At 62.8% G+C, this 13,368-nt stretch carries 17 protein-coding genes; 6 read left to right on the plus strand and 11 right to left on the minus strand.

Annotated elements, in window-relative coordinates; translation table 11 throughout:
- Positions 1-86 precede the first annotated feature (86 nt).
- Positions 87-452 carry a hypothetical protein gene (locus NKI73_RS23030; RefSeq protein ID WP_352633101.1) on the plus strand — a complete coding sequence of 122 codons (366 nt, stop codon included), beginning with the start codon at positions 87-89 and terminating at the stop codon, positions 450-452.
- An 82-nt stretch (positions 453-534) separates the two neighbouring features.
- The gene (locus NKI73_RS23035; protein WP_352633102.1) at positions 535-1,179 is read left to right on the plus strand and encodes a cytochrome c oxidase assembly factor Coa1 family protein; all 645 of its coding nucleotides are present in this window, start codon (positions 535-537) and stop codon (positions 1,177-1,179) included.
- Positions 1,180-1,480: 301 nt separating this feature from the next.
- On the opposite strand, the gene mmsB is transcribed toward NKI73_RS23035, so the two are convergent.
- Genes mmsB through NKI73_RS23050 form a run of 3 tightly spaced genes read right to left on the minus strand, consistent with a single transcriptional unit; the run spans position 1,481 to position 3,990 of the window.
- Entirely contained in the window at positions 1,481-2,365 is an 885-nt protein-coding gene (gene mmsB, locus NKI73_RS23040; RefSeq protein WP_352633103.1) for a 3-hydroxyisobutyrate dehydrogenase, read from the minus strand.
- A gap of 43 nt (positions 2,366-2,408) precedes the next feature.
- Positions 2,409-2,777: a four helix bundle protein gene (locus NKI73_RS23045; protein ID WP_352633104.1), complete on the minus strand. Its 369-nt coding sequence runs from the start codon at positions 2,775-2,777 to the stop codon at positions 2,409-2,411.
- A 43-nt stretch (positions 2,778-2,820) separates the two neighbouring features.
- Positions 2,821-3,990, minus strand: coding sequence for an isobutyryl-CoA dehydrogenase (locus NKI73_RS23050; protein WP_352633105.1), 1,170 nt, complete (start codon positions 3,988-3,990; stop codon positions 2,821-2,823).
- Positions 3,991-4,128: 138 nt separating this feature from the next.
- On the opposite strand from NKI73_RS23050, the gene NKI73_RS23055 reads away from it, so the two are divergent.
- Together NKI73_RS23055 and NKI73_RS23060 are read left to right on the plus strand one after the other, a co-directional pair.
- On the plus strand, positions 4,129-4,743 hold the full coding sequence (locus tag NKI73_RS23055; protein ID WP_352633106.1) for a dimethylsulfonioproprionate lyase family protein: 615 nt from the start codon (positions 4,129-4,131) through the stop codon (positions 4,741-4,743).
- Positions 4,743-6,215 carry a cobyric acid synthase gene (locus tag NKI73_RS23060; RefSeq protein ID WP_352633107.1) on the plus strand — a complete coding sequence of 491 codons (1,473 nt, stop codon included), beginning with the start codon at positions 4,743-4,745 and terminating at the stop codon, positions 6,213-6,215. Before NKI73_RS23055 ends, NKI73_RS23060 begins: the two co-directional genes overlap by 1 nt.
- Before the next feature lie 23 nt (positions 6,216-6,238).
- Here the strand turns inward: NKI73_RS23060 and NKI73_RS23065 are convergent, their stop codons facing one another.
- The 4 genes from NKI73_RS23065 to NKI73_RS23080 form a co-directional block, all read right to left on the minus strand.
- Positions 6,239-6,658, minus strand: a complete 420-nt coding sequence (locus NKI73_RS23065) for a VOC family protein (protein ID WP_352633108.1) — start codon at positions 6,656-6,658, stop codon at positions 6,239-6,241.
- A 72-nt stretch (positions 6,659-6,730) separates the two neighbouring features.
- Positions 6,731-7,186 (minus strand): AraC family transcriptional regulator, encoded by a 456-nt coding sequence (locus NKI73_RS23070; protein WP_352633109.1) that lies wholly within the window; start codon positions 7,184-7,186, stop codon positions 6,731-6,733.
- 102 nt (positions 7,187-7,288) lie between these two features.
- Positions 7,289-7,459 carry a hypothetical protein gene (locus NKI73_RS23075; RefSeq protein ID WP_352633110.1) on the minus strand — a complete coding sequence of 57 codons (171 nt, stop codon included), beginning with the start codon at positions 7,457-7,459 and terminating at the stop codon, positions 7,289-7,291.
- Between the two features lie 52 nt (positions 7,460-7,511).
- Positions 7,512-8,297, minus strand: coding sequence for a TSUP family transporter (locus NKI73_RS23080; RefSeq protein WP_352633111.1), 786 nt, complete (start codon positions 8,295-8,297; stop codon positions 7,512-7,514).
- Positions 8,298-8,413: 116 nt separating this feature from the next.
- Between NKI73_RS23080 and NKI73_RS23085 the strand changes: the two genes are divergently transcribed.
- Positions 8,414-8,845: a TerB family tellurite resistance protein gene (locus tag NKI73_RS23085; RefSeq protein ID WP_352633119.1), complete on the plus strand. Its 432-nt coding sequence runs from the start codon at positions 8,414-8,416 to the stop codon at positions 8,843-8,845.
- 35 nt (positions 8,846-8,880) lie between these two features.
- The gene (locus tag NKI73_RS23090; RefSeq protein WP_352633112.1) at positions 8,881-9,366 is read left to right on the plus strand and encodes an NUDIX domain-containing protein; all 486 of its coding nucleotides are present in this window, start codon (positions 8,881-8,883) and stop codon (positions 9,364-9,366) included.
- A 4-nt stretch (positions 9,367-9,370) separates the two neighbouring features.
- On the opposite strand, the gene NKI73_RS23095 is transcribed toward NKI73_RS23090, so the two are convergent.
- The 4 genes from NKI73_RS23095 to NKI73_RS23110 form a co-directional block, all read right to left on the minus strand.
- Positions 9,371-10,993, minus strand: a complete 1,623-nt coding sequence (locus tag NKI73_RS23095) for an ABC transporter ATP-binding protein (protein ID WP_352633113.1) — start codon at positions 10,991-10,993, stop codon at positions 9,371-9,373.
- Positions 10,990-11,859 (minus strand): ABC transporter permease, encoded by an 870-nt coding sequence (locus NKI73_RS23100; RefSeq protein ID WP_352633114.1) that lies wholly within the window; start codon positions 11,857-11,859, stop codon positions 10,990-10,992. The genes NKI73_RS23095 and NKI73_RS23100 overlap by 4 nt, the downstream gene beginning before the upstream one ends.
- On the minus strand, positions 11,856-12,803 hold the full coding sequence (locus tag NKI73_RS23105; protein ID WP_352633115.1) for an ABC transporter permease: 948 nt from the start codon (positions 12,801-12,803) through the stop codon (positions 11,856-11,858). The genes NKI73_RS23100 and NKI73_RS23105 overlap by 4 nt, the downstream gene beginning before the upstream one ends.
- Before the next feature lie 96 nt (positions 12,804-12,899).
- Positions 12,900-13,307, minus strand: coding sequence for an ISAs1 family transposase (locus NKI73_RS23110; protein ID WP_352633120.1), 408 nt, complete (start codon positions 13,305-13,307; stop codon positions 12,900-12,902).
- Positions 13,308-13,368 lie beyond the last annotated feature (61 nt).

Here is a 13,368-nt window from a genome sequence, read left to right on the forward strand (position 1 = left end):
ATCAAGCGACGGGGAATGAATTCCATCCCCAGCGCGTAGTGTGTGGGGCAGCGGCTGATTCGGCCGCGACAAGGGATTTTGTTTCCATGGGAAAGACCAGCAAGGGCCGACGGACGCAAGAAGCGGCCAGCATCGGCGGTGACCTGATGCTGGCACCGCTGGTGGCGATGATGCGTCTGCCGTTGATGGCCATGGACGCCGGGAGCCGCCAGCCATGGGGCACGGAGACGGCGCGTGCGGTGAACGAGAAGACCGTTGCCATGGCCGAAGGCGCGCTTGCGGCGCAAATGTCTTTCCTGCAGTCGGCATCGCGGTTCTGGCCCGAGGTCTTTTCCGGTCGCACGCCGTCCCTGTTCAACGGTGTTGCGGCGGAACGCTCGATCAGCGCTGCGCTGAAGCCGGCAAGCCGTGCCGTGAAGGCGAATTTTCGCCGACTGTCCAACAACACCTGACCGAGGTTGCGGAACTTTGATTTTGCGCATCGAGGAGTGCATGCGCTAGAACCAGTCGGTACAGTTGCCGATGGGGGACACGATGGCCGGACAACCGCTCAACCAGCCGGCTGAAATTCCAGCCGAACTCGACCGCTGGAACTGGGGCGCCTTCTTCCTCAACTGGATCTGGGGCATCGGCAACAGCACCTTCATCGCGCTGCTGGCGCTGATCCCGTTGGTCAACATCATCATGATCATCGTGCTGGGCGCGCGCGGCAGTCGCTGGGCCTGGCGGAATCGCGCATGGCGCGACGCGGAGCAGTTTCGCAAGACGCAACGCAACTGGGCAATCGCCGGCCTTGCCGTGTGGGTGGTCGGGATCGGCGGCTGTGCGACGATGGTCGGCAGCATCCCCTACGTCCTGAAAGGCAGCGATGCCTATCACATGACCATGGACAGGCTTCGCGCCGACGACCGCGTCAAGGCCGCCCTTGGCGATGATGTGACCGACAGTTTCTGGGTCGGCGGTCATCTCAATGTCAATGCGAATGGCGCTGGCGACGCCCAGTTCAGCATTCCGGTCCACGGCGCCAAGGGCAAGGGCACTGCCTACTCAACCGCTGTCCGCACTGCCGGCACGTGGGGTCTGCGCCTGCTGGTCGTCAGGCTCGAGGGAGCCGATGCGCCGATCGTGCTGATCAACGAAGATCATGTCCCGATCCCGAATGCGGCAATCGGAATATAAACCGGACTGGGCAGATGAACCGGCGGAAACGCAAAAACCGCGCTCCATCGGGAACGCGGCTTTGCCAGATACGCATGGCGCTTCGCTACTCAAACACTTTGCGAAACCTACGGCACTTGTCGAAACTTACGGGCTCCGGTACGCGAGACCTGATCCGGAGCGCCGGGCGGATGCGATATGTCCGCCTCGCAATCCGTTTTAAAGGGACATCGTTACCGGGGGGTTATCGAGAGCTTAAGCAAATCTAAATTTGCATTTTTTCCGCGCGAGGAAATCGGAAAAAGCCCGCCAAATCCGTTGGTTACGCTGGGTTGCCGCGCAGAAAATTAATTATGCCGGAGAAATCGGCGCCGCCATGTCCCTGGGCGTTGAACAAGGCATAGAGCTGGGCTGCTTCGGCGCCAAGTGGTGTCACCGCGCCCGCGCTTTGCGCGGCTTCCTGGGACAATTTCAGGTCTTTCAGCATCAGTGCCGCTGCAAATCCTGGGTTGTAGTCCCTGTTGGCGGGCGAAGTCGGCACCGGGCCGGGCACCGGGCAATAGGTGGTCAAGGACCAGCACTGACCGGAGGACGTCGAGGCGACGTCGAACAGTGCTTGATGCGAGAGGCCGAGCTTTTCCGCCAGAACGAAGGCCTCGGCGACGCCGATCATCGAGATGCCGAGGATCATGTTGTTGCAGATCTTGGCCGCCTGTCCGGCGCCGTCGTCGCCGCAATGGACGATACGGCCGGCCATCGGCTTCAGGACCGGCTCGGCGGCAGCGAAAGCTTTGCTGGCGCCTCCGGCCATGAAAGTCAGCGTGCCGGCCGCAGCACCGCCTGTGCCCCCCGAGACCGGAGCATCGATGGACAGCAGGCCGTGTTTGGCGGCTATGGCATGCGCCTTGCGCGCTGATTCGACGTCGATGGTCGAGGAATCGATGAACAACGCGGCCTTTTTCGCCTTGGGCGCGATGTCTTCATAGACCGACAGCACGTGCTTGCCGGCCGGCAGCATGGTGATCACCACGTCGGCATCCTTCACAGCGGCCGGTGCGTTGGCCATGATGAGGACGCCATGCTCGCGCGCGACGGTAAGGTTTTCCGGCACCAGGTCGAAGCCGTGCACGGCATGCCCCGCCTTGACTAGGTTGGCAGCCATTGGATTGCCCATGTTTCCGAGGCCGATGAAGGCGATGGTGGTCATCGTGGTGCTCCGTGATTTGGCTAGGCAGTAGGCAGTAGGCAGTCTATTCGGGTGCAAGTTTGAAAATAAGCTGGCGAAGCATTTTGCCGATGCCCTCGGTCGATGTCAGCAAGTGATCAGCTTGATCATGCGTGGCAAGGCCAATGCGTTCGGCGATCTGGAGGTGTGTCTCGAACTCCTTCAACGAGCCCTGGGCAATCCTGAGAAATTGCTGATAAGAGCCTCTGTTGTCTCGGCCATAGCCTTCCGCGATGTTTGCAGGAATAGAGTTTGCAGAGCGGCGGATTTGGCTGGTCAGCCCATACAATTCCTCTTTTGGCCATGCCTTGGTCAAGGAATAGGTGGCGACAGCCAGGTCCATCCCGTGCTGCCACACGATAAGATCCTTGTATGAATTGATCTTGCCGGTCATCTCACTGCCTACTGCCTACTGCCTACTGCCTACTGCCTACTGCCTACTGCCTTCCAATTAATGCCCGTGCGATGATGACGCGCATGATCTCGTTGGTGCCTTCGAGGATCTGATGCACGCGCAGATCCCGCACGAGCTTCTCGATGCCGTAATCGTGCAGATAGCCATAACCGCCGAGCAGTTGCAGCGCGTCGTTGGCGACATTGAAGCCGGTGTCGGTGACGAAGCGCTTGGCCATCGCCGACCATTTGCCGGCATCCGGTGCCTTGCGGTCGAGCTTCGAGGCGGCGGCATAAAGGAAGATGCGCGCCGCCTGCAACTCGGTCTCCATGTCGGCCAGCTTGAACTGCAGCGCCTGGAACTGATTGATCTTCGAGCCGAAGGCCTTGCGCTCGGCGGTGTAGGCAAGTGCCTTGTCGAGCGCCGACTGTGCGCCGCCCAGCGAACAGGCGGCAATGTTCAACCGGCCGCCATCGAGGCCCGCCATGGCAATGCCGAAGCCAGCGCCTTCGCCAGACAAAAGGTTCTCCGCCGGCACCTTGCAGTCCTCGAAGATGACCTGGCGGGTCGACTGCATGTGCCACCCCATCTTGTGCTCGTTGGCGCCGAAGGAGAGGCCCGGCGCGTCTTTCGGCACGACGATGGTGGAAATGCCTTTCGGTCCCTCAGCGCCGGTGCGCACCATGACGGCATAGACATCGCTGTCGCCGGCGCCCGAGATGAACTGCTTGGTGCCGTTGAGGACATAGTCGCCGCCGCTCTTGACCGCACGCGTCTTGAGCGCCGCGGCATCGGAACCGGAGCCCGGCTCGGTCAGACAATAGCTCGCCAGCCACTCCATCGAGGTGAGCTTCGGCAGGAAGCGCTGGCGTTGCTCTTCATTGCCGAAGCGGTCGATCATCGAGGCCACCATGTTGTGGATCGAGATGAAGGACGAAAAGGCCGGATCGGCGTGCGACAGCGCCTCGAAAATCAGCACCGCATCAAGCCTGCCAAGTGCCGAACCGCCGACATCGTCCCTAATATAGATGCCGCCGAGGCCGAGCGGGCCGGTTTCGCGGATCACATCGGCAGGAAAGTGTTTCCTGCGGTCCCAGTCGAGCGCGTTGGGCGCGACGCGGTCGGCAGCGAAGGCCTGTGCCATCTCCTGGATGGCGCGCTGCTCCTCATTGAGTTCGAACTGGCTGGTGCTCGCATCGACCGCGGCGTCCATGGCGTGCTCCCTAATATCTTCGACCTGTTGGCCTGTCGTTTTTGGCTTTGCGCGCGCACCAATCTAGACCAATGATGCCGCCGCGCAACCCGACCCTTTGGGGAGCGGCTGTGCATCAATGGGTGTCCGGAGCACGATGTGACGACAAGATTCGATGATCTGCTGGGGCGGTTCCACGCCTATCTCGCTTCTGTGGATAACGCCCTGGTGCGTGACGCCGTGTTGCGGATCAATTGGGAGATGCCAGCCCGTATGCTGGAGCCGCATCCGCTCGCCTGCCTGCGTCATCTCGATCGCGCCGCCGAACTGGCGCCTCCGGATGCCAAGCCGCTGGTGCAACTGCTTGCCGAGCGTCGGAACGATTTCCGCTGGGGGCAGACCTATGGCGAGGCGGATTTCGGAAAAGAGTTCATCGACAATTACGGCTGGCTGGAAGTATTCGGCACGCGCGGCCATTTCGCCAATGACGAGGTCGCCGCCGGCCTGCTGATCCTTGGGCCCGATATCGTCTATCCCGACCATCATCACGTCGCCGAAGAAATCTACGTTCCGCTGACCGGCGGCACCGAATGGCGCATGGGCGAGAGCGGCTTTTGCATGCGCACGGCTGGCGAGGTCGTCCACCACGCGTCCAACGTCAATCACGCCATGCGCACCGGCAAAGACCCATTGCTGGCGCTCTACATCTGGCGCGGCGGGCCGCTGGCGCAGAAATCCGATATCACCGGAACCGTGGCGCAGGGCAGGGGCTGATGGCCAAAGCGATCATGCTGCAGGGTACGGGTTCGGATGTCGGCAAGACGGTGCTGGTCGCCGGCCTCTGCCGCGCGGCAAAAAAGCGTGGGTTGAAGGTGCGGCCGTTCAAGCCGCAAAACATGTCAAACAACGCCGCCGTTGCCGATATCCCCGGCGATAAAGCCGGCGGCGGCGAGATCGGTCGCGCGCAATGGCTGCAGGCGATCGCTTGCGGCGTCGCGCCATCGGTCCACATGAACCCGGTGCTGCTGAAGCCGCAGACCGATGTCGGCGCTCAGGTCATCGTGCAGGGCAAGGTGTTCGGCGAAGCGCGGGCGCGCGACTACCAGGCGATGAAGGGCCGGCTGATGGACGCCGTTCTGGACTCCTGGAGCAAGGTCGGCGAGGGCGCCGATCTGGTCATCGTCGAGGGCGCCGGCTCGCCGGCCGAGATCAATCTTCGCAGCCGCGACATCGCCAATATGGGCTTTGCCACGCGCGCCGACGTGCCGGTGGTGCTGGTCGGCGACATCGATCGCGGCGGCGTCATCGCTTCGGTTGCCGGTACGCATCTAATTCTGCCGGAAGAGGACCGGCGCATGATCATCGGCTATCTCATCAACAAGTTCCGCGGCGATGTTTCGCTGTTCGATGACGGCATCAGGTCGATCGAAAAATTCACGGGATGGCGCTGTTTCGGCGTCGTTCCGTGGCTGAAGGCGGCGGCGCGCTTGCCTTCGGAAGATTCGGTGGTGCTGGAACGGCTGGCGTCCGGCGAGACGCGCGCGCTGAAGGTGGCCGTGCCGATGCTTGGCCGCATCGCCAATTTCGACGATCTCGACCCGCTCAAGGCCGAGCCGCAGGTCGAGGTGGTGTTCGTGCCGCCGGGAAGACCGCTGCCTGCCGATGCTGGGCTGGTGGTCATTCCAGGCTCGAAGTCGACGATCGGCGATCTCCTGAAGTTCCGCGAGAACGGCTGGGATCGCGACCTTCTCGCGCACGCCAAGCGCGGCGGCCATGTCGTCGGCATCTGCGGCGGCTTCCAGATGCTCGGCCGTATCGTGCGCGATCCCGACGGCATCGAAGGCAGCGTCACCGAAGCCGAAGGGCTCGGCCTGCTCGACGTCGAAACGGTGATGGAACCAGAGAAGACGGTGCGCAACGTCAGCGCCCGTTCGGTCCTGTTCGACCTGCCGCTCGAAGGCTACGAGATCCATCTCGGCCACACCACTGGACCGGATACGCTGCGGCCGTCAGCAGTCATCAATGGCGTCGATGACGGGGCAGTCTCGGCCGATGGCAAGGTGATCGGCACCTATATGCACGGGCTGTTTGGTGCCGACGGCTTTCGCGGGAAATTCCTCGAAAGCCTCGGCATCAAGGGTGGTGGCATCGACTATCGGGCCGAGGTCGAGCGGGCCTTGGACGAGGTCGCAGCCGAGTTGGAGACCCATCTCGACTGCGACGCAATCTTTGCGCTGGCGCGGTAGTTCGCAGCACACCTCAGGTTGACTCAGGCCTTTTCGCCTGCCTTCGGCCAGTAGGTGCCGAACGACCAGACATTGCCTTCCGGGTCGCGGCAGATGAATTCGCGGCTGCCATAGTCGCGGTTCGTCAATTCCTGGATGATCGTGGCGCCGGCCTTCCTGGCCTTGGCGTAGGCGGCATCGGCATCGTCGACGGCGATGTAGATCGACTTGCCGCTACCTGAGCCGGGTTCGCCGACCATCTTGCCGTAGTCGTCGTCGCGCACCGTGCCGAGCATGATCATTGAGGAGCCGAAGACCAGTTCGGCATGGTGCATGACATCGCCTTCGCCATAACGGGCCTGGACACTGAAGCCAAAGGCCTCGCATAGCCAGTCGATCATTTTCGCCGCGTCCTTGTAGCGCAAAGCGGGGTAGAGGCGGGGCGCTTCGTTGCTGGTGGTCATGTCGATCTCCTTCAATGGGGTTGGTCGGTGCCCCACTCTGGGCGAAGGCCGTTCCAGCGTCTTGAAGAAATGTTACCTGATGGCGAGCGAGGTTGGCGTCTCGCCGGCAAGACCACGGAACTCGCGCACGAGGTGCGCCTGGTCGGAATAGCCGCAATCGGCGGCGATATCCGCCCAGTCGGCAGTCCGCTGCCTCGACAGGCCGAGCGCCCGGTTGCAGCAGGCGCCGCCGAAGGATTCGATGACCACCGGTCCGGCATAGAGACCGGCGGCGAAACTGGCGAAGCGGTCATTGTCGCCGGGCGCCTCGCCGAGGCCGATGGCGAAGGGTTCGGCGAAGCTGATGACCAGCGGTACGGTGAGCGAGGCGTATTCGACGTTGCGCATATGGCCGGGCGCCAATTCGCGATAGCCGCAAATGTCCGACACAATGCCCTGAAGTCGAGGATCGGGCAGGCGCTGGCGCATCTCGAACCGCCCGGCGACGGATTGGTCCTGCTCTTGCTGGAGTTGCATCTCGACTGGCATCGGCCATCCTTGCGCCAAGTCAAATCTAGCAGACCTGGGGCCGGAAACAAAAGCGCCCGGCTTTTGGCCGGGCGCTCTTCGTCCCCACTTCAAGGGAATTGGTCAGGCGCCGCGCATCAGGCAGCCGCCGGCAAGCACGATGAAAGCAATAAGAACAATCCACACCGATGCGAGTGGGATGAACGCAAGAATGCCAAGCGCGGCGAGAACGCCGATGATGGCGATAACAACGGAAATGACAAAAACGATCTGGGTGGGTGCGCTAAGATTCATGTTTGGCTCCTCGCAACATGATTCGAACAGCGGCAGTCTATCAGGCGTATGGTTACACACCAATCAGGGCCCGCAGCGGGTTCGCCGGGTCGGCCAGCAGTTTCAGCGCAAGCGCCAGACACACGATCACCAGCAGCGGCTTGATCAGTTTTGCGCCGATGCGCATGGCCAAGCTGGCGCCGACGCGGGCGCCGAGGAACTGGGCAATGCCCATCATCAGGCCGATCTTCCAATAGACGACGCCGAAGGCGGTGAAGACGATGAAGCCGCCGATGTTGGAGGCGAAGTTGAGCAATTTGGTATGCGCTGTCGCCTTGAGCACGCCGTAGCCGGCAAGTGCCACGAAGGCCAGCATGTAGAAGGAGCCGGCGCCTGGTCCGAACAGGCCATCGTAGAAGCCGATTGCCGGCACCAGGGTCAGTCCGAACAGGAATGGCGACAGGCGCTCGGCGCGGTCGACATCGTTCATGTTGGGCTTGAACGCGAAGTAGAGCGCGATGGCGATCAGCACGATGGGCAGGGCAGCCCGCAGAATGTCACCCGGCACGATCGTCGCCAGCAAGGCGCCGATGGCGCTTCCGACAAGGGCCAAAAGCGCCGATGGCAATTGCCGACGCAGGTCCACATGACCCTTCGACGCGTAGTGGATGGTCGCCGAGCCGGAGCCGAACATGCCTTGGAGCTTGTTGGTTCCAAGCGCCTCGACCGGCGAGAAACCGGCAAGCAGCAGTGCTGGAATGGTGATCAGTCCGCCGCCGCCGGCGATCGAGTCGACAAAGCCCGCAGCAAAGCCGGCGAAGGCGAGCACGGCGACGGTCTGGATGCTAAGGTCGATCATCTGATGTATGGAGCGATCCGGCTGGCTGAGATGTCGGGCGTTCGACCACGACCGCCCTGTTTGCGCAAGACCGATTCCGCGCTACCTCTATGAAGAGGAATCGGAAAGGGACCATGATGGCGTTCGCATTGCTGGACCAGATACGTCAGATCTTCGACGGCGACCCGGGCGTGCGCAAAGTGGCAGACGATCCGGTTCTGTCGGCGGAACTGTTGATGCTGTTTCGCATGATCCTGGCCGACGGATCGGTCAGCGAGAGCGAGATGGTTGCCTTCCGGCGCATCTGCAAGGATGCCTTCGGCATTGCGGAAACCAGCATCGACAGCGTCATCGAATATCTCAACGAGTTCGGCTACGAGACCAATGGCTCGCAGGCGATTGCGCTGTTCCGCGATCTCGACATCGAACGGCGCAAGCAATTGGCCCAACATATGGCGGACATCGCCAAGGCGGATTCGCAACTGGCCGAGAGCGAGGTGCGGCTGCTGCGGCGCACGCTCGACTTGCTCGACATCAGCCCGGTCGATGTGGTGAAGCGGGAAGGCTAGGCATTGCGGTTCGCTGACGCCAAGGGAGTATTCAAATGGCCTTTGCCGACAGCTATCTGGGACAATTGCGGGCACTGATCGGGAATCGTCTCGTGCTGATGCCGGGAGCGCGCATCGTCATCGAACGCGCCGACGGCCGCATCCTGTTGCAGAAACGGACCGATTTTGGCCTGTGGGGCCTGCCTGGCGGCAATGCGGAGCAAGGCGAGGGTCTGGAAGCGGTGGTCATCCGGGAGGTGCTTGAGGAAACCGGGTTGATCGTCAGTGATGTCGAACCATTCGGGTTCGGCTGCGACCCCCACTATGAAACCTTCCAGTTTCCAAATGGCGACCGCGCCCAGTTCTTCGCCTTGATGTTCTACACGCGCTTCTTTGAAGGCGAGCCGGCCGTCACCGATGACGAAAGCAGCGCCGTCGGCTGGTTTGCGCCCGACGGCTTGCCTGAAATGCTACCCAACATGGCGCGCAGCATCGACGCCTACCTCCGATTCAAGGCCACCGGAAAATTCCAGATGATCTGAGAGGTTAACCCTGTTCCTGCATTCGCCGAGCGATCGCCCGGTGCAAATCGGGGGCGGCGGTGACAAGCGCCTTGGCCGCCTCGGATTGCGGGTGATCGAGCACGTCGCTGGTCTTGCCGCGCTCGACGATCTTGCCGTCATGCATGACCAGCACCTCGTCCGTGATGGCGCGGGCGACGGTCAGGTCGTGGGTGATGAAGAGATAGGCGATGCCGAGCTTCTGGTTCAGCTCTGCGAACAAATCAAGGATCTGGGCACGGATGGAGACATCGAGCGCCGAGACCGGCTCGTCGGCGACGACCAGTTTCGGGCGGGTGATTATGGCGCGAGCGATCGACAGGCGCTGGCGCTGGCCGCCGGAAAATTCGTGCGGATATTTGTCCATGTCGCTGATGCCGAGCCCCACTTCGTGCAGCGCATGCGCCACCATTTCGCGGCGCTCGGCGCGCGTCGGCTTTTTTTCCAGAACATGCAGTGGCTCGGCGACCAGTTTTTCGACCTTCTGGCGCGGGTCGAAGGATCCGTAGGGATCTTGAAAAACGACCTGCATGTCACGTCGCGCCGGCTTCAGCTCGGCTTCGCTCTTGCCGGTGATGGTCTCGCCACGAAACCGGATCGTGCCGGAGCTCGGCCGGTCCAGCGCCAGGATCATGCGGGCGAGCGTTGACTTGCCGCAGCCGGAGCGGCCGACCAGCGCCATCGATTGACCGGGCGCCATCGACAAGGACACGTCGTCGACGGCGCGGATATCAGACGCGCGCCTGAACAGCGAGCTGCGCCGCCCGGCATAGTCGCGGGTCACGCCCTCGACCTGGAGCAAAGGTCGGCCCGTCTCGACACCATGCGGCCTGGCGCGCGCCGGCACACGCATCGAGGCCTGCGCCAATTGACGCGTGTAGGGGTGGCGCTGTTCGGAAAGCGTGCGCGCCGTGTCGCCGGCTTCCATCACCTCGCCGCGGCGCAGGATGGTGATGCGGTCGGCCATCTCGGTCACCACGGCGAGATCGTGCGAGATCAGCAGCAGCCCCATGCGGTTCTCGGCGACAAGATCGCGCAAGAGGTCGAGGATCTGGGCCTGCAGCACCACATCGAGCGCCGTGGTTGGCTCGTCGGCGATCAGCAGCTTCGGCTTCAGCGCGCATGCGATGGCGATGACGACGCGCTGGCGCTGGCCGCCCGACAGTTCGTGCGGGTAGCGCGACATCGGGAATTTCGCTTCGGGCAAGCCGACACGGTCGAGCATTTTTCGCGCCCGGTCTTCGGCTTCGGGGCGGCTTGCCTTGGTGTGCCAGCGAATGCCTTCGGCGACCTGTTCGCCGATGGTCTTGACCGGATTGAGCGCCGTCATCGGCTCCTGGAACACCATGCCGATGTCGTCGCCGCGCAGCGCGCACATCTGGTCCTCGCTCGCTGCGAGGAGGTCGATGCCGTCGAATGTGACGCGTCCGGTGGCGCGCGCGGCATGGGGCAGAAGCTGCATCACCGTCAGCGCGGTCATCGATTTGCCCGAACCGGATTCGCCGACCAGCCCCATCACTTCACCGGGCGCGACGGAAAGCTCCATACCCTTGAGGATCGGCGTGTCGCCGATGGTCAGCGACAGGTTTTGGATATCGAGCAGGCTCATCGCTGCCGCCGCGATTTTGGGTCGAGAATGTCGGCGATGCCATCGCCGAGAAGGTTCAGGCCGAGCACGGTGACGACGATCGCCATGCCGGGAAAGATCGCCATCCATGGCGCCACCACCATGCGGGTCTGCGCGTCGAACAGCATGCGGCCCCAACTCGGCATTGGCGGCTGGGCGCCCAGGCCCAGATAGGACAGCCCGGCCTCCGCAAGGATGCCCAGCGCGAACTGGATGGTGCCTTGCACCAAAAGCAGCGTGGCGATGTTGGGCAGCACATGTTCGATTGATATCTGCGTGCTGCTCTTGCCTGCGGCGCGCGCGGCAAGAATGAACTCGCGCGGCCAGATCGCCAGCGCGCCGGCCCGGGCGACACGGGCAAAGACCGGGATGTTGAAGATGCCGATGGCGATGATTGCGTTGACGGCGCCCGGCCCGAAGATGGCGGTGATCATGATCGCCGACAGCAGTGCCGGGAAGGCGAAGACGAGGTCGTTCAGCCGCATCAGCGCCTCGTCGACGAGGCCGCCGCGTGCCGCGGCAAAGGCGCCGAGCGGCACGCCGACCCCCATGCCGATGCCGACCGCGACCAGCGCCACGGCAATCGAATTGCGGGCGCCGACCATGACCATCGACAGGATGTCACGGCCGAAATGGTCGGTGCCGAACCAGTGTGCCAGCGAGGGTGCCTGTGTCTTGTCCGATATCACCAGTTTCGTGACGTCGTAGGGCGCCCACGCATAGGAGACGATTGCCATTGCCAGGATCAGCGAGGTGATGACGAAACCGGCAACGAAGGCGGTGTTCCTGAATGCCTTGGCCAGGATGCTGCCAAACGTCTCTTCGGGGATGTCTATGTGCAGTGTCATTGCCGGCTTCTCAGGCGCGGATCGACGACTGCATAGGAAAGGTCGACGAGGAGGTTGACAGCGATGACGGCGGCGACCAGCAGCATGACGACGCTTTCGACGACGATCAGGTCGCGCTGGGTGATTGCCTGGAACACCAGCCGGCCGAGGCCGGGCAGGTAAAAGACATTCTCGATGATGATGGTGCCGGCGAGCAGGAAGGCGAATTGCAGGCCCAGGATGGTCAGCACCGGGATCATGGCATTGCGCAGCGCGTGGCGCCACAGCACGGCGCGATAGGGCAAGCCCTTGGCGCGGGCGGTGCGGATATAGTCTTCGTTCAGCACCTCGATCAGCGCCGAGCGGGTGACGCGCGCCAGGATCGCCGCTTGCGGCAAGGCGAGAGCCACCGCCGGCAGCAACAGCGATTTCAGTGCCGGCCAGATGCCGGCACTCCAGCCGGGAAAGCCACCGGCAGGCACCAGCCGCAACCAGACGGCGAAGACATAGATCAGCATCAGGGCGAACCAGAAATTGGGCACGGCGACGCCAAGCTGCGCGGCGCCCATCGACACCGTATCGCCGATGCGTCCACGCCGGCTGGCGGAAAACAGGCCGACGGGGATGGCGATGATGGTGGAGAGCGCAAGCGCAATCAGCGCCAGCGGCAGCGAGACGGCCAGCCGCTCGCGCACCAGGTCGATGACCGGCACCGAATAGGTGTAGGAGCGGCCGAAATCGAGGCTGAGCAAACCGCCGGCCCAGTGCAGATAGCGTAGACCAAGCGGCGCGTTGAGGCCCATCTGGTTGCGCAGCAGCTCGACCTGATCGGCGCTGGCGTTCATGCCCAGCATCAGCCGCGCCGGATCGCCGGGCAGGATCTCGAGCACGGCGAACACCACCATGGAAGCCAGGATCAGAGTGGCGATGGCGATGGCAAGGCGTTTTAGGAGATAGGCGGTCATGGAAGGGGAGGCACTGTTGTTTTGCCCAGCGGGCAAAGGTTGCGTTCCCGCCCACCCCCCTCTGGCCTGCCGGCCATCTCCCCCGCAAGGGCAGGGCTATCGCATATGAGTAAAGAGGCGGAGGAGGTCTTGGTCGGCCCATCGTGCTTTGAGTCGTTTGTGGCTGAGCGGGATTTTTTCGGGATCGGCTCTGAGAACATTGAGCGTGAGGCGGCGAAGTATGGCATGATTGGCGGCCGTGTTGTTCTTGCGGCCTCTGATTTGATCTTCGCCGAGCAGGACATCGAGTTGCCAGTGCAGGTCATTCTCGATGCTCCAGTGGCGGCGTACTGTGGCGAGCAGTTCGTTTGCCGGCATTTTGCGCGACAGCGCATAGCAGCGGACCTTGTGCGTGGTCTTGCCATTGACGGTGCGCCAGCTTTCGACGCGGCCGATGGCGCAAAGGTCGACGAGGGCATTCCTGCCTGGCGTCTGCGCGAAGGGAATGACGAAGGCACGCCGCACCTCGTGGCGGCCATGCGCATCCTCTTCGGTCTGATGGAACTTGGTTGCTTTGCTGGCCGCC

Origin of the sequence: Mesorhizobium sp. M0496 (assembly GCF_040321205.1) — a bacterium.
Taxonomy (GTDB): Bacteria; Pseudomonadota; Alphaproteobacteria; order Rhizobiales; family Rhizobiaceae; genus Mesorhizobium.